At 41.4% G+C, this 24,124-nt stretch carries 26 protein-coding genes; 10 read left to right on the top strand and 16 right to left on the bottom strand.

All coding sequences use genetic code 11. The annotated features are described in order from the left end of the window. Nucleotides 1–471 precede the first annotated feature (471 nt). Nucleotides 472–1,227, top strand: a complete 756-nt coding sequence (locus tag AB204_RS12585; protein ID WP_047963720.1) for a YciC family protein — start codon at nt 472–474, stop codon at nt 1,225–1,227. Nucleotides 1,228–1,329: 102 nt separating this feature from the next. On the opposite strand, the gene AB204_RS12580 is transcribed toward AB204_RS12585, so the two are convergent. After that, entirely contained in the window at nt 1,330–3,027 is a 1,698-nt protein-coding gene (locus AB204_RS12580; protein ID WP_047963719.1) for a SulP family inorganic anion transporter, read from the bottom strand. 225 nt (nt 3,028–3,252) lie between these two features. On the opposite strand from AB204_RS12580, the gene AB204_RS12575 reads away from it, so the two are divergent. Together AB204_RS12575 and yciA are read left to right on the top strand one after the other, a co-directional pair. Then, nucleotides 3,253–3,789, top strand: a complete 537-nt coding sequence (locus AB204_RS12575) for a septation protein A (RefSeq protein ID WP_047963718.1) — start codon at nt 3,253–3,255, stop codon at nt 3,787–3,789. Nucleotides 3,790–3,866: 77 nt separating this feature from the next. Continuing rightward, entirely contained in the window at nt 3,867–4,301 is a 435-nt protein-coding gene (gene yciA, locus AB204_RS12570) for an acyl-CoA thioester hydrolase YciA (protein WP_047963717.1), read from the top strand. Nucleotides 4,302–4,447: 146 nt separating this feature from the next. On the opposite strand, the gene tonB is transcribed toward yciA, so the two are convergent. Together tonB and AB204_RS12560 are read right to left on the bottom strand one after the other, a co-directional pair. Further along, nucleotides 4,448–5,167: a TonB system transport protein TonB gene (tonB, locus tag AB204_RS12565; protein WP_053067903.1), complete on the bottom strand. Its 720-nt coding sequence runs from the start codon at nt 5,165–5,167 to the stop codon at nt 4,448–4,450. A gap of 218 nt (nt 5,168–5,385) precedes the next feature. After that, the gene (locus tag AB204_RS12560; protein ID WP_047963715.1) at nt 5,386–5,565 is read right to left on the bottom strand and encodes a YciY family protein; all 180 of its coding nucleotides are present in this window, start codon (nt 5,563–5,565) and stop codon (nt 5,386–5,388) included. Nucleotides 5,566–6,043: 478 nt separating this feature from the next. Between AB204_RS12560 and AB204_RS12555 the strand changes: the two genes are divergently transcribed. Both AB204_RS12555 and AB204_RS12550 read left to right on the top strand, forming a co-directional pair. Then, a complete protein-coding gene (locus AB204_RS12555) occupies nt 6,044–7,039 on the top strand; it encodes a 2-hydroxyacid dehydrogenase (RefSeq protein ID WP_047963714.1) in 996 nt (331 codons plus the stop codon). Between the two features lie 24 nt (nt 7,040–7,063). Next, a complete protein-coding gene (locus AB204_RS12550) occupies nt 7,064–7,498 on the top strand; it encodes an META domain-containing protein (RefSeq protein ID WP_047963713.1) in 435 nt (144 codons plus the stop codon). Between the two features lie 580 nt (nt 7,499–8,078). On the opposite strand, the gene ghoS is transcribed toward AB204_RS12550, so the two are convergent. From ghoS to AB204_RS12525, 5 genes are all read right to left on the bottom strand, one after another. Then, a complete protein-coding gene (ghoS, locus tag AB204_RS12545) occupies nt 8,079–8,390 on the bottom strand; it encodes a type V toxin-antitoxin system endoribonuclease antitoxin GhoS (protein ID WP_047963712.1) in 312 nt (103 codons plus the stop codon). 191 nt (nt 8,391–8,581) lie between these two features. Beyond that, entirely contained in the window at nt 8,582–9,019 is a 438-nt protein-coding gene (locus AB204_RS12540) for a YcgN family cysteine cluster protein (protein ID WP_200898234.1), read from the bottom strand. Nucleotides 9,020–9,037: 18 nt separating this feature from the next. Continuing rightward, a complete protein-coding gene (locus tag AB204_RS12535) occupies nt 9,038–9,694 on the bottom strand; it encodes a fumarylacetoacetate hydrolase family protein (RefSeq protein ID WP_047963710.1) in 657 nt (218 codons plus the stop codon). A gap of 61 nt (nt 9,695–9,755) precedes the next feature. After that, the gene (locus tag AB204_RS12530; RefSeq protein ID WP_047963709.1) at nt 9,756–10,871 is read right to left on the bottom strand and encodes a lytic murein transglycosylase; all 1,116 of its coding nucleotides are present in this window, start codon (nt 10,869–10,871) and stop codon (nt 9,756–9,758) included. A 44-nt stretch (nt 10,872–10,915) separates the two neighbouring features. Then, nucleotides 10,916–11,197 carry a YcgL domain-containing protein gene (locus tag AB204_RS12525; RefSeq protein ID WP_047963708.1) on the bottom strand — a complete coding sequence of 94 codons (282 nt, stop codon included), beginning with the start codon at nt 11,195–11,197 and terminating at the stop codon, nt 10,916–10,918. 160 nt (nt 11,198–11,357) lie between these two features. Here AB204_RS12525 and minC point away from each other — a divergent pair, with 160 nt between their 5' ends. Genes minC through minE form a run of 3 tightly spaced genes read left to right on the top strand, consistent with a single transcriptional unit; the run spans nt 11,358 to nt 13,150 of the window. Then, nucleotides 11,358–12,041 carry a septum site-determining protein MinC gene (gene minC, locus AB204_RS12520; protein WP_047963707.1) on the top strand — a complete coding sequence of 228 codons (684 nt, stop codon included), beginning with the start codon at nt 11,358–11,360 and terminating at the stop codon, nt 12,039–12,041. A 23-nt stretch (nt 12,042–12,064) separates the two neighbouring features. Then, nucleotides 12,065–12,877 (top strand): septum site-determining protein MinD, encoded by an 813-nt coding sequence (gene minD, locus AB204_RS12515; RefSeq protein ID WP_047963706.1) that lies wholly within the window; start codon nt 12,065–12,067, stop codon nt 12,875–12,877. 3 nt (nt 12,878–12,880) lie between these two features. After that, nucleotides 12,881–13,150: a cell division topological specificity factor MinE gene (gene minE / locus AB204_RS12510; RefSeq protein WP_045970705.1), complete on the top strand. Its 270-nt coding sequence runs from the start codon at nt 12,881–12,883 to the stop codon at nt 13,148–13,150. A gap of 304 nt (nt 13,151–13,454) precedes the next feature. Here the strand turns inward: minE and rnd are convergent, their stop codons facing one another. From rnd to AB204_RS12475, 7 genes are all read right to left on the bottom strand, one after another. Further along, nucleotides 13,455–14,612: a ribonuclease D gene (gene rnd / locus AB204_RS12505; RefSeq protein ID WP_047963705.1), complete on the bottom strand. Its 1,158-nt coding sequence runs from the start codon at nt 14,610–14,612 to the stop codon at nt 13,455–13,457. A gap of 295 nt (nt 14,613–14,907) precedes the next feature. After that, the gene (locus AB204_RS12500) at nt 14,908–15,120 is read right to left on the bottom strand and encodes a hypothetical protein (protein ID WP_047963704.1); all 213 of its coding nucleotides are present in this window, start codon (nt 15,118–15,120) and stop codon (nt 14,908–14,910) included. Between the two features lie 121 nt (nt 15,121–15,241). Then, complete coding sequence (gene fadD, locus AB204_RS12495) at nt 15,242–16,933, bottom strand: long-chain-fatty-acid--CoA ligase FadD (RefSeq protein WP_047963703.1); 1,692 nt, start codon at nt 16,931–16,933, stop codon at nt 15,242–15,244. Between the two features lie 436 nt (nt 16,934–17,369). Further along, nucleotides 17,370–17,954 carry a Slp family lipoprotein gene (locus AB204_RS12490; protein WP_047963702.1) on the bottom strand — a complete coding sequence of 195 codons (585 nt, stop codon included), beginning with the start codon at nt 17,952–17,954 and terminating at the stop codon, nt 17,370–17,372. A gap of 65 nt (nt 17,955–18,019) precedes the next feature. Next, nucleotides 18,020–18,715: a tRNA (adenosine(37)-N6)-threonylcarbamoyltransferase complex dimerization subunit type 1 TsaB gene (tsaB, locus tag AB204_RS12485; RefSeq protein ID WP_047963701.1), complete on the bottom strand. Its 696-nt coding sequence runs from the start codon at nt 18,713–18,715 to the stop codon at nt 18,020–18,022. Nucleotides 18,716–18,794: 79 nt separating this feature from the next. After that, nucleotides 18,795–20,711 carry an ATP-dependent DNA helicase gene (locus AB204_RS12480; RefSeq protein WP_047963700.1) on the bottom strand — a complete coding sequence of 639 codons (1,917 nt, stop codon included), beginning with the start codon at nt 20,709–20,711 and terminating at the stop codon, nt 18,795–18,797. 717 nt (nt 20,712–21,428) lie between these two features. After that, a complete protein-coding gene (locus tag AB204_RS12475) occupies nt 21,429–22,322 on the bottom strand; it encodes a DUF2829 domain-containing protein (protein WP_047963699.1) in 894 nt (297 codons plus the stop codon). 341 nt (nt 22,323–22,663) lie between these two features. Between AB204_RS12475 and AB204_RS12470 the strand changes: the two genes are divergently transcribed. Together AB204_RS12470 and AB204_RS12465 are read left to right on the top strand one after the other, a co-directional pair. Continuing rightward, nucleotides 22,664–22,960: a hypothetical protein gene (locus AB204_RS12470; protein ID WP_047963698.1), complete on the top strand. Its 297-nt coding sequence runs from the start codon at nt 22,664–22,666 to the stop codon at nt 22,958–22,960. Nucleotides 22,961–22,964: 4 nt separating this feature from the next. Further along, nucleotides 22,965–23,597: a hypothetical protein gene (locus tag AB204_RS12465; RefSeq protein ID WP_053067902.1), complete on the top strand. Its 633-nt coding sequence runs from the start codon at nt 22,965–22,967 to the stop codon at nt 23,595–23,597. Between the two features lie 31 nt (nt 23,598–23,628). Here the strand turns inward: AB204_RS12465 and AB204_RS12460 are convergent. After that, nucleotides 23,629–24,124: phage tail fiber protein (locus AB204_RS12460; protein ID WP_047963697.1), on the bottom strand; the 496-nt coding region annotated here is incomplete at its 5' end.

Raw genomic sequence — 24,124 nt, 5'->3', positions numbered from 1 at the left:
ACAGTCATAAATATACCCGTTTGTTTACTATTATGATCTAAGACAGATCACATCTTTTAAAGATTTTTGTCAAAATAAAGTACTTACAATTTTATTATTTCACCTGTGAAGTATTTTAAATTGATCCAAATCAAAGTTAACTTACTAGTAAATTTATTACTGTTTTTGGTTTGTATTTCGATATCAATTTTTGATTATCAATAATAAATTACGAATAGAAGTATTATGTTGAAAATAGCCCATTTAATATTTCAGTTAATTAACATTTTTATAATATATCTGTCATTTTTAGAAACCTCAGTGATGATGCCACCTAAAACAAAATAGGTTTCTGATACCCCATCAATCTCAGGTTGCAGCATAACGGCAAGGAGGCAAATCTTAGGTATCCAATAATCCCTCTAACAAGGTACAATTGAGCACGATTGTTGTTTTAATTTATTGTTGTTTTATTTGATAGGAGCCACTTTCATGCCCATCACGGCAAATACCCTGTATCATGACAGCATCAACTTTTTTAAGAACCAACTGTTGAATATTGTCATACTCTCTGTCTTAGCCGCGTTGGTAACAACACTGCTTGAGCATTTCCTGATGCCAAATGGTGAACAGCTCAAGTTGTTGATCGAGCTACAAAATGCTTTAAAAGAAGGCGGCAATGCAGGCATCAGAGATTTTGCGGCACAATTAACGTCAGACGAACAAATCATGTTTTTGCACACAGCGTTCGGGATCCTATTTTGCAACATATTCGGCAATACTTTAATCACTGCCAGCGTATTGGTGCTTATCCATGCCGTCTCTCACGGCCAGCAAACTAATGCCATTCATGCCAGCACACTATCGATGAAACTACTGCCTAAGATGTTTTTGTTGATGTTTATTTGTACCCTGTTAGTTCAAATCGGTTACGCATTAATGTTCCTGCCAGGAATACTATTTTCTATCACGTTCGCGCTTGCACCTATTTTTCTATTTGAAAAAGGGAAAAGCGTTTTTTCTGCTATGCAAGAAAGTTGGAAATTGGCATTCAGCAACATGCGATTGCTGATCCCTGCTATGTTGCTATGGTTTGCTGTAAAGCTGATGCTGGAGCTTGTGTCAGTTAAGATACCCGGCATAGCCGTATCAATGCTGAGTAACTTATTATCAGCCCTGTTGCTAATTTATCTGTTCCGTTTGTATATGCTGGTTAAACCACAAAATACAACCACAAACGGCATGTAATAAACACTAATAGTTCACCTCGCACCATAAATTCTCACCATAAGGTAGCGAGGTGAACTTTCATTCAGTAATCTGTGGTTATGCTTCTTATTTTTATACCTCTTATTTTTCCTCAACTTGCCGCTTACTTTGAATCAGACGGATGGCAAAGTAGAGATCGGGCACCACAATCAAATCTTCATCGCTGCGACTGAGTTTATTCTGTTCAATCCAGAAATTAAGTTCCGTTCTGCGTCCTGCCAATACCAATGTCACACCCTTCTCTTTTAATTCGGTAATCAATTCATCCAATGCAGCAAATACACTGACATCATCGTGGGTAAAACTCACCGCAGCATCGACCACCAGCCATTCGGGATGCTTTAACTCGCTATCCACATGCTGCAATATCCGCTTTTTAAAGTAGCCAACGTTAAAGTAAGTCAAGGGAGAGTTGAAACGATACATCATGATGCCATCTACGGGCTGGATATCATTATCTTGATGGATGGAACGTACCATACCTTGTTCATTGACTCCCAACAATTGATCTGATGGTCGGAAAATAATGCGCAGGAATTGCAACAACCCCAGTAATACCGCAAAACCTATGCCATCAATCACCCCAACCAATAAAACTGCAACCAATGTAAAAATTGAGAGAGTGAACGCCTGACGATTACGTTTCCGATACGACCAGATATTTTTTAAACTCAAGAGTGACCATGAGGAAAATATCAAAACAATCCCCAGCGATGACAATGGAATATGCCCCAGAAATTGGGTCATAAATAGCAGCACCAACAGAATGGCACTGGCTGCAATCACAGATACCATCTGTGTTTTGCCGCCAATCGCATCATTAACTGCTGTACGGCTACTGGCAGCACTGACAGCAAATCCTTGTGATAAGGAAGAAGCGATATTAGCGATACCCAATGCTCTGAGTTCTAAATCTGCATCAATCTGATAGCCATTTTTACTGGCAAAGCTACGGGCTGTCATCATAAAACTGACAAAGCTGATCACGGCAAGGTTAATGGAGGGAACAACCAAATCACGCAATACGCCAAATTCAAATTCAGGCATGGGTACAACCGGCAAACCACTCTCCATATTACCAACAATCTGAATGCCATATTGGTCAAGCTGAAATTGCCAACTGATATAAGTCGACACTAACATTGCTATCAATGGCGCAGGCCAACCTGGTCGAACAAAGTTAATACAAATCAGTACCAACAAAGTCATTGCGGACATTCCCACTGTCGGCCAATGAGATTCCAACAGCTTATGAGGAAGCGCAATCGACCGCTCGATCAATTCCGCTGGTAAGCCAGAAAGCCCAAACACTTTAGCAAGCTGATCGGCCATAATGGTAATTGCAACACCATTGATAAAGCCTTTCAAAATAGGACGGGATAGAAAGTCTGCGAATGTCCCCAACCGGAAATGGCTCGCCAAAAGACACCAGAACCCTGTCATTAATGTCATCACAATGGCGAGCTGCCAACGAATATGCTCATTTCCCAACGCAAGCGGTGTCACAGCAGCAGCAATAACAGCACAAGTTGCTGCATCTGGCCCAACAATCAACTGCTGGGAAGTTCCGAACAATGCATAAGCAAACATCGGTAAAATACAGGCATATAGGCCGATAATGGCACTAATCCCCATTAATTCAGCATAAGCAATAGCAACCGGCAGCGCAACCGCAGCTACTGAAAGACCAGCTCGCACATCATAACCAAAATATTCTTTACGATAATGACAGAGGCTTTCCAAGCCCGGCATCCAGCGATGCAATCTTTCCCACAGCATGACCTTTATGTCCTTTCGTGAAAATGTTAGGCAGTATAATGCGGTGTTAAATGAAAACTCACAAGCTCACCACTGCCACTCAGCTTTTCGTTCATTGTGATAAAATTACACCAACAGATGAACCAAGTTTTTTGGCTCGATAAATAAACCATTTCATTGAGATCTGATACACTCTGGCACAAATTCAAGAACATGCCATCATTGGCATCACGATAGGTTCAATTTATGAAACAACTTTTAGACTTTTTGCCATTAGTCGTTTTTTTCGTCGTCTATAAGATGTATGACATTTTCTATGCTTCTGGTGCGTTAATTGCAGCCACAGGGCTAGCGGTTGTCATTACTTATTTGCTTTATCGAAAAGTCGAGAAATCTTCCTTAATTACATTTGTTATGGTCGCTGTTTTTGGCACATTGACACTCGCCTTCCACAGTGATTTATTTATTAAATGGAAAGTGACTGTCATTTATGCCATTTTTGCTCTGGTTCTGCTTATCAGCCAATGGTTCATGAAAAAACCTTTGATTCAGAAAATGTTAGGTAAAGAGCTAGAATTACCAGATTTCGTCTGGAACAAATTGAACATGGCTTGGGCAATCTTCTTCTTAATTTGTGCATTAGCAAATATTTATGTCGCTTTCTGGCTATCTCAAGATATTTGGGTAAACTTTAAAGTGTTCGGGTTAACCGCTTTGACACTGGTTTTTACTGTATTGAGTGTGGTATATATCTACCGTCATCTGCCTCGCGAACAAAAATAATATAATGACCCTCATATGGATACCTGCCGATACATCGGCAGGTATGGTTGTATTCACCAAATAAAGCAAGTTTTCTAATGACACAACAACAATGCTTACCAAACGGAGAATTGGTTCTCCGTACACTGGCCATGCCCGCTGATACCAATGCCAATGGGGATATTTTCGGTGGCTGGCTGATGTCTCAAATGGATATTGGCGGCGCAATTCTGGCAAAAGAGATTGCACTGGGACGCGTAGTAACTGTTAGCGTGAATGGCATCAGTTTTCTGAAACCGGTTGCGGTAGGTGACGTCGTATGCTGTTATGCCCGTTGTCTCAAAACGGGAAATTCATCTATTACTATTCATATTGAAGTTTGGGTGAAAAAAGTCGCTTCTGAGCCTGTTGGGCAGCGTTACCGTGCAACAGAGGCGGTTTTCACGTATGTCGCCGTTGATGAAAATAATCGTTCTCGTCCCCTGCCTGAAGATAAAAGACACTTCAAATTGGAGGGCAGTGATTCAGAGTAACAATTCATTAGGAATAATTCGTTAGAAATAAGTACGCAATAGATTTCGAGTAACAAAGTTAATTTATAAAACTTCGGTAAAAATCTGGCGTTTTCTGGTGAAATTAGGGGGGATACTCCCCCCTGTTTTGGAAAGATTTTGGCAGATTAAGATTGTGAAATACCCGTCACCTTAAACTCGATAGTCGAAATGTAGCCCGTTGCAGGTGTTTTTTCATAGCGCCACTTTCTCATCGCTTTCTTCACTGCACGCTCAAAAACATTTTTCGGAGTTGCAGAAATAATTTCGATGTTTTTAACACGCCCATCTTCATCAATATCAAATTTGACCTTCACCGTCCCCTCTGTACCCAACTGCTGTGCTCTGGATGGATATTCAGGGTCCGGTCTGTTCAAAGCTCTTGGCCCATTTCGTACTTCAGTATTATCACTCACAGCAGAATTCGGCGATTTTTGATCATTCAGATTCTTCACCATCTGGGTATTCTGATCAGAAACAGGTTTCAACGGCTGGTCTGAAATTTTTTCTGTCTTTTTGTCTATTGGTTTAGGCTCTTTTTTAACAATCTTTTTCTCTTCTCGCTTTTTCACTTCCGGTTTTTTTTCCGGTTTAGGCAGAGCGATTTTCGCAATAGGTTCAGGCTCTGGCTCTGGTGGTTCAGGAACGGATTCAGGTATGGCTGAATCAGAAACAGATGTCTCTTCAGCAGCCAATTGGATCATGGCAACAGCCATAGGAACGGATTCTGATTGCTTTTCAGGTTTGATAGCCTGAAAAAGTGCCGCAGCAATAGAAATATGTAAACAAACGGAAAATAGTATCGGCCAATGTATCCAACGCATAAGATAATTCTTGCTTAGCAGCATGATAGTCAGTTTCAGATAACCACTAGTTTAAATGCAAATGACTATCATATTCAATAATGAATCAAAAACATCTATACCCTTCGTCTTTCAAGTTGCCTCTTTGTTGGCTGCACTCACTCACCCCGGTCACATAGTTATCTATGCTCCCGGGGATTCACTCTCTTGCCGCCGCGACGCAACTTGAAATCCATTGGGTATATACCATGCTGCACACTCTGCTAAAGCCATTCCAGGTTTTGGATAAACAAAATCGACCGACGGCGCTTGCAAGAATCTGTTTTACGCAATTTATAAATACGAAGATTACGGCGCGATTGATCTTCCAACCAGCGTCGGCGACGACGGATACTTTGGTGGATCATTCGCCAGCGCCCTACTTCATTTCTGCTATGTTTCATAAGACATCCCAAGTCAATTTTTTCATTGCAACGAATAATGTTATTCTTAATCCTCACTATCAAGGATGTCAACCAATTACCCAACCAAGCCGGCACATTGCATTTCTACGAAGCTCAAGCAAGTATAAAACCTGAAACCAACTTCCTGTTATGATAGTCTCATATCAGGCTATGAGCTGATTTATTATACAAGCTATTACTGTAAATAGCTTATTAGACGATTTATTCGAGTATAGCGATAGATAACGCTTAGAACCGTCACAAAATGTCATTATTGCAAGCAATTTCGCAGCAAAGTGAACTCAATGAATGGCTCGAATGATTCTACAGTTACTATACCCTATGAATTTCAAGATGCATCGCGGCGGCAAGAGAGTGAATCCCCGGGAGCATAGATAACTATGTGACCGGGGTGAGCGAGCGCAGCCAACAAAGAGGCAACTTGAAAGGCGACGGGTAATATGGTGGAGATGTTGTTATGAAAGTAGTTGTTTACAGCACAAAGCAGTATGACCGTAAACATTTTGAAATGCTCAACCAAAAACTTGGCCTTGACTATCATATCGAGTTTTTTGATTTTGCCCTGAGTCCACAAACTGCCAAGAACGCTATTGGTGCAGATGCTGTCTGTATTTTTGTCAATGATGATGGTGGGCGTGAAGTCCTACAAGAATTGGCAGAGATGAACATCAAAATCTTGGCATTACGTTGTGCCGGGTTCAACAATGTCGATTTAGACGCAGCTAAAGAATTAGGTATTCAAATTGTTCGAGTCCCCGCTTATTCACCTGAGTCAGTTGCTGAACACACCGTTGGGTTAATGTTATGCCTGAATCGGCGTATTCATCGTGCTTATCAACGCACTCGCGATGCCAACTTTTCTCTGGAAGGCTTAACTGGCTTCAACATGTATAAACGTACCGCAGGTATTATCGGCACGGGAAAAATTGGGGTTGCGACGCTGAGAATTCTGAAAGGTTTTGGGATGCGTTTATTAGCACATGATCCATACCCAAATCCAGAAGCCTTGGATATGAGCGTAGAATATGTGGACTTAGATACTTTATACGCTGAGTCTGATGTCATTTCTCTACATTGCCCTATGACACCAGGGAATCATCACTTATTGGATGAAACGGCATTCAACAAAATGAAAGATGGCGTGATGATTATTAATACTAGCCGAGGTGCCTTAATTGATTCTATTGCGGCAATTAACGCATTGAAACAGCAAAAAATTGGCGCATTGGGTATGGATGTTTACGAAAACGAACGCGATTTATTCTTTGAAGATAAATCAAACGACGTTATTCAAGATGATATTTTCCGCCGTTTATCTTCCTGCCATAATGTACTGTTCACTGGTCATCAAGCATTTTTAACAGAGGAAGCGTTAACCAGCATCAGTGAAACAACGTTACAAAATATCCAGCAATTAACTTCTGGAGAAGCTTGTCCGAATATTGTTGGGTGATCTCAACAAACATCAGGAGATAAAATGAAAAAAGCGATTCCGTTAGTGGTCGCCACCTTGTTACTCACAGCATGTCAATCTTCGGGGGTCAATGCCACGGGGAATGTCAGCGTCAGAGATCTGAAGAATCATCATTTTGCTTTAGTCAGTGTCAATAGTGAGGAAGTTTCAAATAAAGAAGACAGCAAACTTTCTATTGCGTTTGATGAAAGAATGGGTATTTCAGGCGCAATGTGCAACAGTTTTGGGGGAATAAGTAAATTAAAGAACAACATATTGACAGTAAAAATTTTGAACAATAGCCGGATATACTGTATCAATGAAAGACTCAATCAATGGGATAATGTGCTCATTGAAATGCTAACTAAAGGAGCAAAAGTTAGCTTAATAGGCAAGCAACTTACATTGGTTAATGGCAAAAACACGTTAGTTTATATTCTGCGGGATCTTGACCAATAACCTTATGTGAAATAGCACTCACTCAGCTTGATACCACATTTTTCCTCGCCTTGAATATGTTACCTTACATTATATTTGATTACCCAGTAGCCTACTGGGTAATCTGTTAATACTAATCCCTAAACTTTATTATATTAATAATTGAAGAGTGGCTACTTAATATCCGGCATCCTAAAAACCTCGCCGAAGCGAGGCTAGAGAGTTGATTTCAATTTCATGTTCTTATGACAACATAACACCAATCGTTAATGTTATGGCAATCCAAACCCCTACAAACGTTATATAGCTCATCCATCTGTTATGCATTTTTACTCTCCCTCGTTATCAAACAAACTTCTTTAGCTGCACGGTAGTGGCTTTGACTGTCTGATACAGAAACCGTACCAACAGTACTCCATATATATTAGTTAAGCAGCATAAGTACCATACTAATATTTATTACAATAGGTATGGAATTGGCAGGATTGTTGTAAAATTGTAAAAATTGGTGTAAAAACAGAACAATACTTGAACGATGAGACTAATCAGATCGTGATATTCAAATCATAAGGGCTAATAATTTAGCCCACGATATAAAAAATCACTCACCTGAACCGGATTCAGTGTGTTGTTTTTCGGGGTAGAGCGATGCACTCCAGTTACTGTAAGTGCAGACAAATATCGAAGGGTCTTTGTTTGAAAACGGTGTAGCCATAGATCTAATTTTTTCTGCTAATTCGATAGATTCCATTGAAGAACTACCAATATAAGTTCCACTAGGAAGACGATGCCATTTCCCGTTAGGAAAACGGATAGATTGGCTGAATTGATTCGCCGTCATCCTTTTATGTAATTTTTCATAACCGTCAGAACCTGTGCCATAAAGTTCTACGCGAATCAAATAACTTGCCATGTCTCTTTCCTTGTATTGACTATTGAACACACAAGTTATCAGTTTTCCTTTACTGTTTAAAGTTGGAAAAGAGAGAGAAAAATCCGATATTAATGGCAATTTCAGAACTTGCATTATATGCCTATGTGTCCCAAAAGTGCTAAATTGCCATTGTTGATATAAAATCCCTTTTATATCAACAAGTAAAATAACTATTCAGGCTTATTAAGAATATGATCTTCCCATTCCACGACATCCACTTCACGCACAGCAATATGCCTGACAGAAACACGTTCTGCATGCATGGCCGATTTTGAACCACTAATCAATGGATGCCACGGTAGCAGTTTTTTCCCTTCACCAATTAAACGGTAAGCACAAGTTTTCGGCAACCATTCAAAGGTGATCATATTTTCACGAGTCAATTTGATACAATCAGGTTCATACCTGAAACGATCTTCGTAATTCTTGCACTGGCAGGTTTTAATATTTAATTGATTACAGGCAACATTGGTGAAATAAATTTCATCAGTATCTTCATCCATCAATTTATGCAGGCAGCACTGGCCGCAGCCATCACATAATGCTTCCCACTCTTGGTCTGTCATTTGTTCCAAGGTTTTCATCTGCCAGAAAGGTTGAGACATAATTTCTGTCATTCCTTATGGTTAAATCACTCTGGTTGTCAGAACGTGCTCATTAAGAGAGACGTTCAACACATCACCAGATTGCAGTGGCCCCACGCCTTCCGGCGTTCCCGTCAGGATAACATCGCCCGGGCGCAGGGTAAAAAAGCGCGACATATAGCTAATCAATGGGATGATTGGCGTTCGCATGTCACTCGTATTGCCGTTTTGACGCAATTCGCCATTTATTGCCAAAGAAAGTTGAGCATTTTGTGGATCACCAAAGTCATTGACAGGGATAAAACCCGATATCGGGCATGATCTATCAAATGACTTACTCTTTTCCCACGGTTGCCCCGATTGTTTAAATTCACGCTGCAAATCACGTAATGTTAAATCCAATGCAACCGCAAAACCGGCAATTGCCTGACTGACCCGCTCCTCATTGGCATTTTTGAGTGTTGAACCAATCAAGACAGCCAGTTCAATTTCATGGTGTACAGAACCCAATTCCTGTGGGATAAAAACAGGCTGACAAAGATCGCAAAGCGCCGTTTCAGGTTTGATGAATATTACTGGCTCTTCAGTGGGTTGAGAGCCCATCTCTTTCATATGATTGACATAATTACTACCGACACAAACCACTTTATTAGCAGGGCAATCCAGCAGTACACCTTGCCAATCCCGATGCTGGTACATAACTTTCTTCCTTATCTAATTTTCAACCCACTTATACCCGTCGTCTTTCAAGGCCCGATTTTCAGTGAGCAAGGAAATGAGTTCGTTGCATAATACCATCCGCCATCATACCAACACTAAGCGCAAAATAGTAAGAACGATTCCAGTGCATAATAGTACGGAAATTTTGCGTTACCCAAAATGCCCGTTGCGCCGGATCATCAGGTATCACTATCCAGCCTTTGGTATTTGCCGGCAGTTCAGCAAAATGCGGAGATGAGATCCCCAACGCCTGCCATTGAGCAAGGGTTTTCCCCTGTTCGGGTTTTATACCTTCTAATGCAACATCAAAGCCAGCAGGCAATGAGATGGCATATCCCCACGGTAACCCTTGTTGCCATCCCTCTTTGTGCAGATAATTGGCAGTCGAAGCAAAAACATCCTCTTTATTATGCCAAATATCTATTTTTCCATCGCCATTGCCATCAGTGCCATAGGTTAAATAAGAGGTTGGCATAAATTGGCTTTGCCCCATTGCACCTGCCCAAGATCCTTTTAGAGTTTGATCTTCATCGATATATTGATTCTCGATTATTTCCAGTGCTGCCAGTAACTGCTTGATAAAAAATACTTCCCGACGCCCTTCAAAGGCCAGAGTGGATAATGCCGAAATGACATCTTCTTTTCCCTGAATCTTGCCAAAACCGCTTTCTAATCCCCACAAGGCAATAATATAGGCTTTAGGTACACCGTATTTACGACTAATTTTTTCTAGCTGAGGAAGGTTATCTTCATATTGCTTGGCACCCTGCTCTATCTTCCAGGCCGGTAACACCCGGTTCAGATAACCCTCCAATGTAATTTTCTTTTCTGGCTGGTTGCGATCGGCCTTAATGACGCGCGAGATAAAATGGATATTGGCAAATGCCCGATCCAACGTTTTTTCGCTGATGCCCTGTTCCCGGGCCTGCTGTTTCAACAAAGCCACATAAGCGGGAAATTGTGATGGATAACGGGGGCCTAATGGAAAATCGTGCACCAATGTTTTGACTTCTGCTTGCGACCTCGCTGCCAATACAGATTGATCGTACGATTGTTTTCCACTGAGTTGCTTTCCACTGAATTGTTTTCCATTAGATGAACTACACCCTACCAGCAAAATCGCTGACAATAAGGTTATCCCGCTGATTAATTTCATAAATCTGCTCCTCAGTTCAGGATCAGGCAGTTGCCAGCTATTTTTTATTGTTTAGTTGTTTTATTTGACGCCAGATGTTCATTGATCAAGCTTTCTATCGGCGGGGGTACTTGCAAGTAAAATCCTTGCTCATTCAACGCTGCTTTTACTTTTTCAATATCAGCATTGGCCAATTTTTTTCTTCCAGATAATGAAATCATCATTGAATATTGAGGTTCACCAAATGTTTTTAACAACTCGTCAGGAACGCGCGAAAAATCGTCTTTCTTTTCAATATAAAGATATGTTTGGTTACGTTTTGGGCTTCTGTAGATTACACAAATCATTGTCATAAACTCTTTTAAATTAACTCTGCGACTTGCTTGAATAATTCACTAACTATAACATGCTTATTATATTTCAGAATATCGTCTCCCAAAGGACGTACTAAGAAAATCTTTTAGTACACTATCCCGGGAAACCTAACCTTGCTGAGTCGAAATATCGATGTCACAATCGCCAATAGAGCTAAAAGGCAGTAATTTTACGCTTTCGGTCGTTCATTTGTATGATGATCAGCCGGAAGTCATCCAAAGAGCTATGCAGGAAAAAATGGATCAAGCGCCTGAATTCCTGAAAAATGCTCCCGTTGTTATCAATATATCTGCTCTCCCTGTTGATGCAGATATCCTAACACTCCACCGGGCCATAGAATCCGTTGGGCTGTGTGTTGTTGGCATCAGCGGCTGTCAAGATGCAAAACAACGGGAAATTATCCTGAAATCAGAACTTCCTTTATTGAAAGAAGGTAAAAGTCAGAAAGTTCTTACTCAAGAAAATAAACCGACTGAACCTATTTTCAAAAAAACTCGTATAATTAATACACCTGTTCGTTCAGGACAAAGAATTTATGCGCCGAATAGCGATCTCATCGTAACAAATAATGTGAGCGCTGGTGCAGAATTAATCGCTGATGGAAATATTCATATATATGGTGTACTGCGTGGACGTGTATTGGCAGGCGCATCTGGTGATCAAGAAAGCCAGATTTTCTGCACCCATTTAAACGCTGAACTCACCTCTATTGCCGGTCAATATTGGCTCAGCGAAAAAATCCCAGAAAACTTTGTTGGCAAAGCAGCAAAGTTACGTCTGGTGAACAATGAATTAACTATTGAAACCTTAGTCTAGCCTTTATAACAAGGAATCGCTTCATGGCACGCATTATTGTTGTTACATCTGGTAAAGGTGGCGTTGGCAAAACCACTTCAAGCGCGGCCATTGCTACCGGTCTCGCCCAAAGAGGAAAAAAAACTGCCGTTGTCGATTTTGACATCGGTCTACGGAACCTCGATTTAATTATGGGCTGTGAACGCCGAGTGGTTTTTGACTTCGTGAACGTCATTCAAGGTGATGCCAGCTTAAACCAAGCGCTTATTAAAGATAAGCGCACAGAGAATCTCTATATTTTGCCCGCCTCTCAAACCCGCGATAAAGAAGCCCTCACCCGTGATGGCGTTGAGAAAATTCTGAACGAATTGGATCAACAAGGATTTGAGTTTATTATCTGTGATTCACCAGCAGGTATTGAAAGCGGTGCATTGATGGCACTCTACTTTGCCGATGAAGCAATTATTACAACAAACCCGGAAGTTTCATCTGTTCGTGATTCTGATCGTATTTTAGGTATTCTGGCATCTAAATCACGCCGTGCAGAACAAGGGAATGAGCCTATCAAAGAACATCTTCTGCTGACACGTTATAATCCCGGGCGAGTGAACCGCGGTGATATGCTTAGCATGGAAGATGTGTTGGAAATTCTGTGTATTCCTTTACTTGGTGTGATCCCGGAAGATCAATCTGTTCTCCGTTCGTCTAATCAGGGAGAACCCGTTATTCTGGATAAAGAATCTGATGCGGGTAAGGCATACGAAGATACTGTTTTACGTTTACTTGGTGAAGAACGGCCTTTCCGTTTCATCGAAGAAGAAAAAAAGGGCTTTTTAAAACGCCTGTTTGGGGGGTAACGCATGGCTTTGTTAGATTTCTTCCTGTCGAGAAAAAAACCGACAGCCAATATTGCCAAGGAGCGGCTACAAATCATCGTGGCAGAGCGACGCCGTGGTGACTCTGAGCCTGCCTATTTGCCTGAAATGAAACGGGATATTCTGGCTGTGATTTGTAAATATGTACAAATTGATCCAGACATGCTTTCTGTGCAGTTTGAGCAAAAGAATGATGACATTTCCGTACTGGAACTTAATGTAACATTACCTGAGGTTGAGGAATCGCCAAAATAACCGCACCAAATGATGCTATTTAATTTAAGGCTATGATTTCTCAGTAAAAAATCGGGATGTTATTACATCCCGATTTGAATTCGCCAAATACCATAAAACTCTTTTTATCCCATCTTTCGCCTGTTTCTCTGCTTATTGTATTTCCTTCTCCATATTCTTTATACGATTGACGAATAATAGGCCATTCGTCTGGCTATTATCGTTTATTTCTAAACTCATCAAGCGTGTATTGTTCTTGAGAGATTTATTTGGCCGAGCAATATCGGATTAAATGGAACTGTAGTCTCTATCACGCTGGTTTCTATCACTCTGAATAGTTTTCCAATATTTCGATGATAGACTCAGCCAACCATTTCCCACGCCAACCCTTAAGTAATTCAGGTTGATATTCCGGTGATTTCAATTTCCAGTGCCAACAGAGCAGTTGATTGATTTGTCGGCGAGAAGCCAACAATTCCGCACTAAAAATATGGGATTCGCTCACCTGAGTAATCAATGACTTAATTTCCTTAAAAGCCTTACGATAACCCGGATAGTCAACCAAGTTGATAATTTGAGCCGGACATTCTTCTGCTGGAATATCTTTGCATTCTGCAACCATAGCCAGCAACCGACGTCCATGACAACGGATCTCCTGCCCGCTCAACCCCAAGGCATCCAATTCCCCCAAAGAAGTCGGCATATAACGGGCGACTTGCCATAAATTTTCTTCACGGATCACAAAGTTAACCGCTAAATCACGTTCTCGAGCCTGATTTAACCGCCAAGCCGCCAGTTTTTTCAAACAGGCTAATTGTTTTGGGCGCAATTGCCATGCATTACCTATATGCTTATAAGCACATTCCGGCATTAATACTTCTTTACGGCGTTGGGAAATCAAAGCACTTTCATTTTTTGCTGCATCTAAATATCCCACCAGCTCTGTTTTCGCCATCAAGATATCGGCCAGAGGCAATAAGTAGTAAACATCTGCGGCGGCGTACTCACATTGCTTGCTGCTTAACGGACGAGCCAGCCAATCAGTGCGGGATTCACTTTTATCCAATTCCACATTCAGATATTCAGCAACCAACGTTGCAAAACCGCATGATATCGGATGACCAATAAATGCAGCCAATACCTGCGTATCAATCATAGGTTCTGGTAAGCACTGGAAACTATTCCCGAAAACTTCTAAATCTTCACTGCCAGCATGAATAAATTTTAAAACGTCTGGATCAGTCAATACTTCCCTGAAGGGTTGCCATTGCGAAATTTCCAGGGGATCAATCAAAGAAAGCTGTTCACCATCAAACAGTTGTATCAAACCTAATTGGGGATAATACGTCCGTGTGCGTACAAATTCAGTATCTAATGCAATTCTTGCATGTTTTTTTGCCCGTTCACAGATTGACTGCAATTGATCATCGGTGGTAATCAACTGATAATTACAATTAAACAATAAAATATCCTTTAAATACATTATGTTACACAACCATAAATACTAAAAAAATATAACAATGTACACAGTTATGTACACATAATCAAAATCTCTGAACATCCTTTACTCGGATAGCTGTTTCTATAGTATTAGACATGCTTTCCACTTGCCACAATTTTGAGAAATTTACATCACACGATATCAAGTAAACATTAAGGTGAGGTATATGAAACGGAGGAGTACCTATACAAGAAAAAACCGCAATTAAGCGGCATTAGAAAGTAAAAAACCAGAAGTAAAAAACCCGCCAGAAGCGGGTTATTAAATATGCTGTATATTACAACAGATGTATTCTGATGTTAGCAATTCTTGTTACATTGTCACCGTCAGGTAACCCTTCAACATAACTTAAGGCGTTATTTTCCAATATAGTTAAGAAATTACTCGCCGAAGCTAGTGTACTTACATCAATATCTAGTGGAATCTGTGTACTAACTAAAACTGTATTAGCATCATCAACACCATCATAACTAATAATGTACATACCCATAACATTTCTCCTTTATCTATGAGATCTATGAGATCTATGAGGTCTTGTACAAGCTACCTTGAATATTTTCTTTTTACCATTTGATTAATTAATAACCCGTTATAAGGTTTGTTTCCCGATGTCAATTTATCGCAGAATTATCCGCTTTTGCTAACTCTTCGTTACGCAATTCTTTACGAAGAATTTTACCTACGTTGGATTTCGGCAACTCATCACGGAATTCAACGAGTTTCGGTACCTTATATCCCGTCAGGTAACGACGGCAATGTGTCTTCAATTCATCCTCAGTTAAGCTGGGATCTTTACGAACAACAAAGACTTTGACTGCTTCTCCTGAGTTTTTGCTCGGAACACCTACTGCTGCCGACTCTAATACTTTAGGATGAGAGGAAACAACATCTTCGACTTCGTTTGGATAGACATTAAAACCGGAAACCAGAATCATGTCTTTTTTACGATCAACAATGTGGAAAAAGCCTTTTTCATCTATGTTGGCAATATCACCTGTTGCCAGCCAGCCATCTTTCAACACCTCATCCGTGGCATCAGGACGCTCCCAATAACCTTTCATAACTTGTGGCCCGCGCACCCACATTTCGCCAGCTTCTCCCGGAGAAACTTCATTACCATCGTTCCCTACCAGCTTGATTTCTGTCGAAGCAACGGGGTAGCCAATACTGCCACTGTAATGAGCCAAATCGTGCGGATTGGCTGAAACCAGAGGGGCACACTCTGTTAACCCATAACCTTCCAGCAAGTGACAACCGGTCAGATTCTCCCATTTCTCGGCAACCACTTTCTGTACTGCCATGCCGCCACCAACAGATAAACGTAATGAAGAAAAATTCAGCTTCTGGAATTCAGGGTTATTCAACCAAGCATTGAATAGCGTGTTAACACCCGATAGTGCTGTGAAACGATAACGCGATAACTCTTTGACCGTTCCATTGATATCGCGGGGGTTAGTAATCAGCAGGTTCTGACCGCCGAGTTCAATGAAGAACAAGCAGTTTATCGTCAAAGCAAAGATATGGTACAGGGGCAATGCAGTGACTACTAACTCTTGACCAATTTTCAACAATGGAGAGTAACATGCTTTGGCTTGTTCCAGGTTTGCCAACATATTACGATGAGTCAGCATGGCACCTTTTGCCACTCCGGTAGTTCCACCCGTATATTGCAGAAATGCCAAATCCTCACCTTTCACATCCGGTTTGACATACTGCATACGATAGCCTTTGTGCATAGCACTACGGAATGAAATAGCATCCGGTAAATGATATTTTGGCACGAGACGCTTAACGTATTTGACGACAAAATCGACAAGAGTTCCTTTTGGCCGAGAGAGTTGATCTCCCATGCGGGTCAAAATAACGTGTTTGACTTTAGTGTTGAAAACAATCTTTTCTAAGGTATGAGCAAAGTTAGAAACGATAACAATGGCAGATGTTCCACTGTCATTAAGCTGGTGTTCCAATTCACGCGGGGTATAAAGCGGGTTAACATTAACAACTATCATCCCTGCACGCAGAATGCCGAACAGTGCTACGGGATATTGCAGTAAATTCGGCATCATCAATGCCACACGATCCCCTTTTTTCAACCCCAGTCCATTCTGTAAATAGGCAGCAAAAGCGCGGCTACGCTCTTCCAATTTACGGAAAGTCATTACTTCGCCCATATTGATAAATGCGACTTGATCGGCATAACGCGCCACAGCATTTTCAAACATTTCAATCAACGACGAATAACGGTCGGGATCGATCTTTGCCGGAACATCTGCCGGATAATGTTTTAGCCAGACTTTTTCCAAGTTGAATACTCCTGAAATCTAATTGCGGTGTAACCACTGACCATAAAACAAACCAGACCTGCATATTTAACAAATTATTAACTCAGCGTACCAGTTTGAAAAGAAACATTGTTCAGGTTGGCGATACACATCACTAATTTAATACAATTAATCACTGCAAAAAATAAAGCGGCTACTGCCGCCTGTATCATTTTTATCTATTTATCAATTACTTAACTAAAAAACTAACACTTGGATGTATAATCCATGGATTATACATCGATTCACTAGTTTTTGACTTAAAGCCACACTATTATTCCAAATGGTTATAATCAGGATAACCCAATAAAAGATAATTATTAAGAATAGAATTTAATATAGGGTTCAGCATATAAAATAGCCTCACATAATGCGAGGCTATTTATGTTATCGTGATCTATTCGATTGGTGAACAAATTTACTCGGTTAGGAGCTTTTCAACAGATACTGGTTGGGATGGTGAATACACTCCCCAAGCCGGACCAAAAGGGTTACCGTAGTAGCCCCACGGGTCAGTGACAACCGAAGAAGGAAAAATCATTCTCTGAGATTCATGCCAGCGTTTCATTCCCGTGACATTCATCACAATATAATTATACGGGCTATTACCTACTTTTCCTTTCTCCAGACCCGTAATCAAACCCACTACAGTTACATAATGGTCTTTAAAATCACTCGGTTCTAAAAAAGCGTTCACGTAAGCATAAACCCGTCCCAGAGAAGCTTCCTCCAAACGTGGAGCGGCATTATCTGCTAGTGGCATGGCAGAAATTTCCAACCGAGTTTGATCTTTTTCATTCAAGACACTGAGAACTTTTCCACCAAAACGCCCTTCATGCCCAATATATAATTCAGGGGCATTTTTAACAGAAAGTAAATTTTCCACCGGCGTTTTAGTCGTTCCCTTGATAGCATCAGGAATTGATACACAACCCGCAAGCATCGCCACTCCCAGCAACAATGTTGCTTGCAGGATGCTTCGACAACATGTTCCATTGAGCATAAATTCCTCCGATCCTATAAAGCTTGATCAAACTGACTATAACTTAGATAGTCATCAATAAGACCTTAACGACCTGGTAATTTTTTCCATGTCACTTCATTACGCAAGTAAACAGGCTCAGCATGTTCAACTGATGTCGCTTCTCCCGCTTCCCACATTCGAATTGCCAATGGCAACATATCTTCCGCATGAGGTAAAGTAATCTCACTGGCTACCAGTGTTAAGTGGCTGTCCAATAATTGAGGATAAGCTTCCCATCCCGTTCCTGCAATGGCCCATTCACCGGACAAGGAACTCATAATCGCTTGCGCTTGTTCAGGTTTTAAAACCGCTTCTGTTTCATCGCCTTGCCATTCACCTTGTGAATTGCGGCTGTATTGTCCCCAATAGATTTCGCCCATGCGTGCATCAATGGCAACCAAAACATTAGTTGCCCCTTTGAGGCGAAACGCACCTTGTGCCATCGTTTTCAGGGAAGAAACACCCAACATCGGCAATTCAGCACCCAATGCCAGACCTTGAGCAATACCAACTCCAATCCGCACACCGGTAAAACTACCCGGCCCACGGCCAAATGCCAATGCATTCAATTGTTGCAAGCTCAAGTTACCCTTTGATAATACGTCCCGAACCATCGGTAAAATACGTTGAGTATGCTCTCGTGGGGAAATCTCAAACTGTGCCTCGACGACACCTTCATTCCAAAGTGCAACAGAACAGGCTTCAGTTGCAGTATCAATAGCTAAAATCCGCATGGACATGCCTTAACTCCGGCAAGAATAGAATTCGAAAAAAGAGGGCTATACTACCATAGTCCCGACAATTATAGCCCCGACAATTTTACTCTGGATGTGATGGGCGTGATTTCAGAAACTCCACTGCTTTTGATAAATCACGGGTACGAGGTGCAGGTGGTAAACTGTTCAGAAATACCTCTCCGTATGGGCGCATAACCAGCCGATTATCACAAATGACAACAACGCCATAATCATCAATATCACGAATCAAACGCCCGACACCTTGTTTCAGGCTAATGACTGCATCGGGAAGCTGTACTTCGTTAAAGGCATCCCCGCCCTTAAGCTGACAATCTTCAATACGAGCCTTAAGTAACGGATCATCAGGCGCAGTAAACGGTAATTTATCAATAATGACACAGGACAATGCATCACCACGGACATCTACCCCTTCCCAGAAACTGCCGGTTGCTACCAGCAGCGCATTACCCGCTGAGATAAATTGTGACAATAATTGCCCCTTACTTGTTTCTCCCTGCACTAATACGGGTAATGTCATACTGGCACGAAACTCTTCCGCCAAACTGCGCATCATTTGATGAGAAGTACAGAGGAAAAAGCAGCGACCTTTGTTGCTTTCAATAAGTGGTTTCAACATCCGCGCCAACCACTTTGCACCACCACTCTGATTAGGTGAGGGTAAATGACGCGGAACACACAATAGCATCTGACGCTGATAATCAAACGGGCTGGGTAGAAGCAGTGTTTGAGCGGATTTCAAGCCCAAACGCTCGGTGAAATGCTCGAGCTGTTCATTGACCGACAATGTTGCCGACGTAAAAATCCAACAACCTGATTGCTCACGAAGCATTTCACTGAATTTGTCTGAGACAGATAATGGCGTCAATGCCAGCAAAAAGTGCCGCCCATAACTTTCGAACCAATAGCTGTAGTTGGGAATGCTGACATCAATAAGACGTTTAAGACGATTGCGATAAATGGTTGCCCGTTCAAAAGCCGCATCCAGCATCGTTGAACGCCCCAAAGAGAGTTTCATTACGTCATAACAAAGCTCCAGCGCATCATCCAATCGCACAAGTGCCCGCTGAACATGCTGCTGTTGCAAAACTTCACGAAGATTGCCCCGATAACTGTTTTCTCCCAACGACAGGCGAAAATCCTGCGCACTTTGACTAAGACGATCTGCACTTTTTTGCAACTGGGCCTGATCTCGCACTTCAGTGCGGTAAGCCATGATGATATCTCTCGATAAATCCATCAATTGACGGCTACTTAGCTGCTGACCAAAATATTGACTTGCTATATCAGGAAGTTGGTGTGCCTCATCAAAGATCACCACATCAGCCTGCGGAATTAATTCACCAAATCCGGTATCCTTAACCACCATATCCGCCATAAACAGATGGTGGTTAACAATCACCACATCGGCTTCCATTGCTTTACGACGGGCTTTAAGGACGAAACATTCCTGATAGCTCGGGCAATCGCTGCCAAGACAGTTATCATTCGTACTTGTGACCAACGGCCAGACAGTGCTGTCTTCCGCCACTTGATGGCAAGTGCTGATATCACCATTATCCGTATGACTTGACCAATGTCTCAGTTTGATCACTTCCGCCAATATTTCAGCTTCCAACTGCGCATTGCCGATGGACTGTTGTCCAAGGCGTTCAAGGCATAAGTAATTCGAGCGCCCTTTTAATAGCGCCAAATTACCCGTAAAACCCAAGGCATTGACAATGGTAGGAAGATCCCGATTGTAGAGCTGATCCTGCAACGCTTTAGATCCCGTGGAAATAATCACTTTTTTACCGGAACGCAAAGCAGGTACTAAATAAGCAAATGTTTTACCGGTTCCCGTCCCTGCTTCCACGACCAATTGTTGCTGCTTTTCGATCACAATCGCAATAGCTGAAGACATTTCTCGCTGGGCATCACGCGGTTTAAAACCCGGGATAGCTTTGGCCAGCATGCCGTTTTTCGCAAAATCGTCTGACACAAACTGTCTCTTTTAATAAAATGATTTATATAAAAAAATATTTAACATAAACAAACTGTTAAAAAGAAAAAACGTAAAAATAAATATAGTATATACACAAATATGTACAAACAAAAAAGTACTCACTACGGCATATAGCAATTGATTTTATAACATTAAATGGGATAAAGGGAGAACGGTTCCAAGGTGAGGATGGAAAGGAACCACTATCACTATAGAACAGAAATCTGCCCTTTAGCATATGGGAATCAGACAAACAATTTTCCGATTTCAAATCGGGAAATCACCACCATCTTCAAGGTGTGATATCACACCTTGGGTATAACGATTTCCATGATACATTTTACCCTCACAGGGTTGGAACTCAGTGACTAACGACGAATATCGTCGGTAGTGAGTTAATGGGCTTTTAAATCCCATTAGCGAAATATTTCGCCGATTGACAGGCCAAAGTGAGGACCACGGTATTCTTCGAGGTCACTGAGCTAATGACCTCGACAACGGGACCCCTTAAACTCAAGGAACCCCTAGAGTTAATTTCACTGCTCCGTTCGAAACAGAAGCGTTCTGAATTAAAGGTGAGAAATCCCACCTTTAGCTAAATCGTTGATTTTGCTTATTTCTGTCACAGGGACAGAGAATAATGAAATCAAGGGGTTGGAGGAAGGCCGCGCAGTTGAAGTGCACGGCCTTAGATGTACCCATTATCCGTCAGGATTAGTTCAGCTTAAAGTCGTTATCCACGAAAATAAATTCAACTTCTAGTGGTTTGTCCATAGATTCAGTGAGTTGTTTTTTAAACTGTACGCTAAATTCCGATCCTCCTCCCGGAGTATACAAAAGAGTGTAATTAAGATCTGTACGGGCATCTGTAAGTTCATAATTTTTGCCCAAGCAGCTAATAATCAATTTTTTTGGACCAAGTTCTTTTTTTACCTTTTCTGAACTTTCATCATCAGTATGTATCTGCAAATGATAGTAATTATTAATAGCGTCATCTGCTGAAAAGCTTATCATTTTCACGCTATTAATTGGTGTATTGTTACTAATTTCTTCCCATGCACCAATATTAAGCTCATCAACTCCTTTTGCATAACCAATGGCTTCCTTATTATGTGAATAACGCATACCAAAACCAACCGTTAAATTCCCCTTCATTCTAAGAGCTGATTCGGGAAACAGATCAGGTGTTGGCTCTGGAGTAGGCTCAGGTTTTGCCTCAGGCTTCACTGGTTCTTCTTTCTTCTCTTCCACAAATCCCCAATCGCACGCCATCATATCTTCTTGCGTTGGTTGCCACGGCACAAAGTTACCATGTTCATTGCGTAGATCGATATGGGTCAGGTAGTCGTACTGAGTCCCAACGGCTACACCATTAACCGCGTAAGCACTCTCTTTCTCTACGGTTAACTCATTTACACGTGGAGTGATAGCCAAATACATCTCATTATTCCCTTGGCAATTCTTCCAAGCAGAACGGGTAACACGCTTGCGTAGTTTTAATTGAATCAAAGCCCAAGAAAACGAACCTACAGGTGCAATAAAGCAATCACACTGATAGTGTTTTGGGTCAAATGGACATTCGTTTTCAGGCTTAATAACGTCAGACATACTATTTCCTTGTTTAATTATTAATTGCTGGACAGCCCGAATATATTAACGAGTGTAGAGGGTTGAATGAATTGATTGGGGTTGTGTGGGGGATGGGACAAGTGGGGAAAATCACAACATTAAATATGTAACCATAGGAATAGTTTCTATTTTAAATGATAATTTTTAATTGAGCTCTGTGTGAATTAATTACGCCAGTTATCTCACAAATTAAGCAATTTCTGATCAAATTATTAGTGGGAGTGATTTAGTGTGGTGGGTCATACTACTGAGTGTAGATGCTCAGTAGTTTAGTCTAAGTAATATTTTATTGATGAATAATAATTATTCGGAGCTAAGGTGTGGAAATAGAAGATAAAGTCAAAATACAAAAGAGCAATGATTATAAAAGTTATTTCGCGGAAAATTGCGGAATAATAGATTCATCAATTGATGGTGCTGAGTTATGTGACATAGTCATACTTAAAAGGGAATCAACCCCAATTCTATTGAGCCAAAACAAGGAAGGGGATGAAGTTGAAGCACAAATATCACTGGAAACTGAGTTGCAGCATATTTGCTCTATTAGAATGACTCATTCCTTATTGAAGGATTTATATGACGCTATAGGCAGGACGTTATCTAATAAAGAGCAATAATACTATGAGCAACGTGAAAAGAAATTTTTCTGCTGTTTGTGCCCTCTTTTATATACCAGAAAAAGGAAAGTGCATTACTCTTAAGTATAATAATGCTTCGCCTGAGCAGTTTATCAATACCGTTGCAATCGCAGCAATACTGCATAAAAATGATAATTCACAGTTACATTTTACATCACCTATCATTCAAGGTAATGTGGATGAAAATGAACCGAAAAATGAAATCCCTGAGTATAACAAGGAGGAGCATATGTCTACTGGCTTAAGTAAGACAGAACTTGAAGCCCTCCTGAGGGCTAACAAAGCCGAAGTTGATGTTGTCGCCGCCACTATGAAGAAAGATATGGCGGAGTGGAGGGAGCAGCAAAATGCTCAGTTTGCCAATCTGAATATTTCGATTCAGTCCTTATCGGCAAAAGTCGACGGAAAATTTGAGGCTGTAGAAGGCAAAATCGATGGTTTAAAATCAAGCATTTCCACAACTCAATGGACGACATCAATAGGGTTGGCTCTAGTAACAATTATTATGTCTGCTGTAGTGCTTGCATCCAGTTGGATAATATCTAGTAAAAGTATTTCATCGCCACCTGAACCCGCAGCGATCCACAGTCAACCAGCAGAGCCATCTAAAACATAACAGCCCTCCCCGCGAGGGCTTTTTCATATCGTCAAGGCTCTGAATTCACCTCCCCCTGCCCCACATTCCACACCGAATCCTCCGGCATCTGGACACGGACATCTAAGCGACAACCTTCGGGAATGTCACACGGCTCACCATCGGCATAGTAAACCTTTTCCCCGTCCACAAGGGCTTTTATCCGCTTGTTCTGGAACTGCTTGGGTAAATGGGTATGCTGACGGTGGAACGTCTCAATCGTGATAGTGCCGTCCTTGTGGACCTTGTCATCAAGGTAGATGAGTTCGAGTCCATTATTGTTCTTCGGGGAAGAGATACCGCCATGCACGCCCCATGCCCCATCGGCGTTATAACCGAGAACACCGGATATCTGATAATGACCGGTGCCGAGTTTGGTGACCGTGGCCCCCTCGGATTCGTCGTTGGTGATGAATTTGCCATTGGGGTGAATTTGAATGATGGGAGAGGCTTTTTTTAGGAAGCCGTTGTTGTCTACGGTGGTGTTTTTTGTCCCCCACAGGTCAACA

The sequence above is a fragment of the Xenorhabdus khoisanae genome, assembly GCF_001037465.1.
GTDB classification, from domain to species: domain Bacteria; phylum Pseudomonadota; class Gammaproteobacteria; order Enterobacterales; family Enterobacteriaceae; genus Xenorhabdus; species Xenorhabdus khoisanae.
Note: the sequence above shows the minus strand (reverse complement) of the source record. Positions and strands in the feature narration are given on the sequence as shown.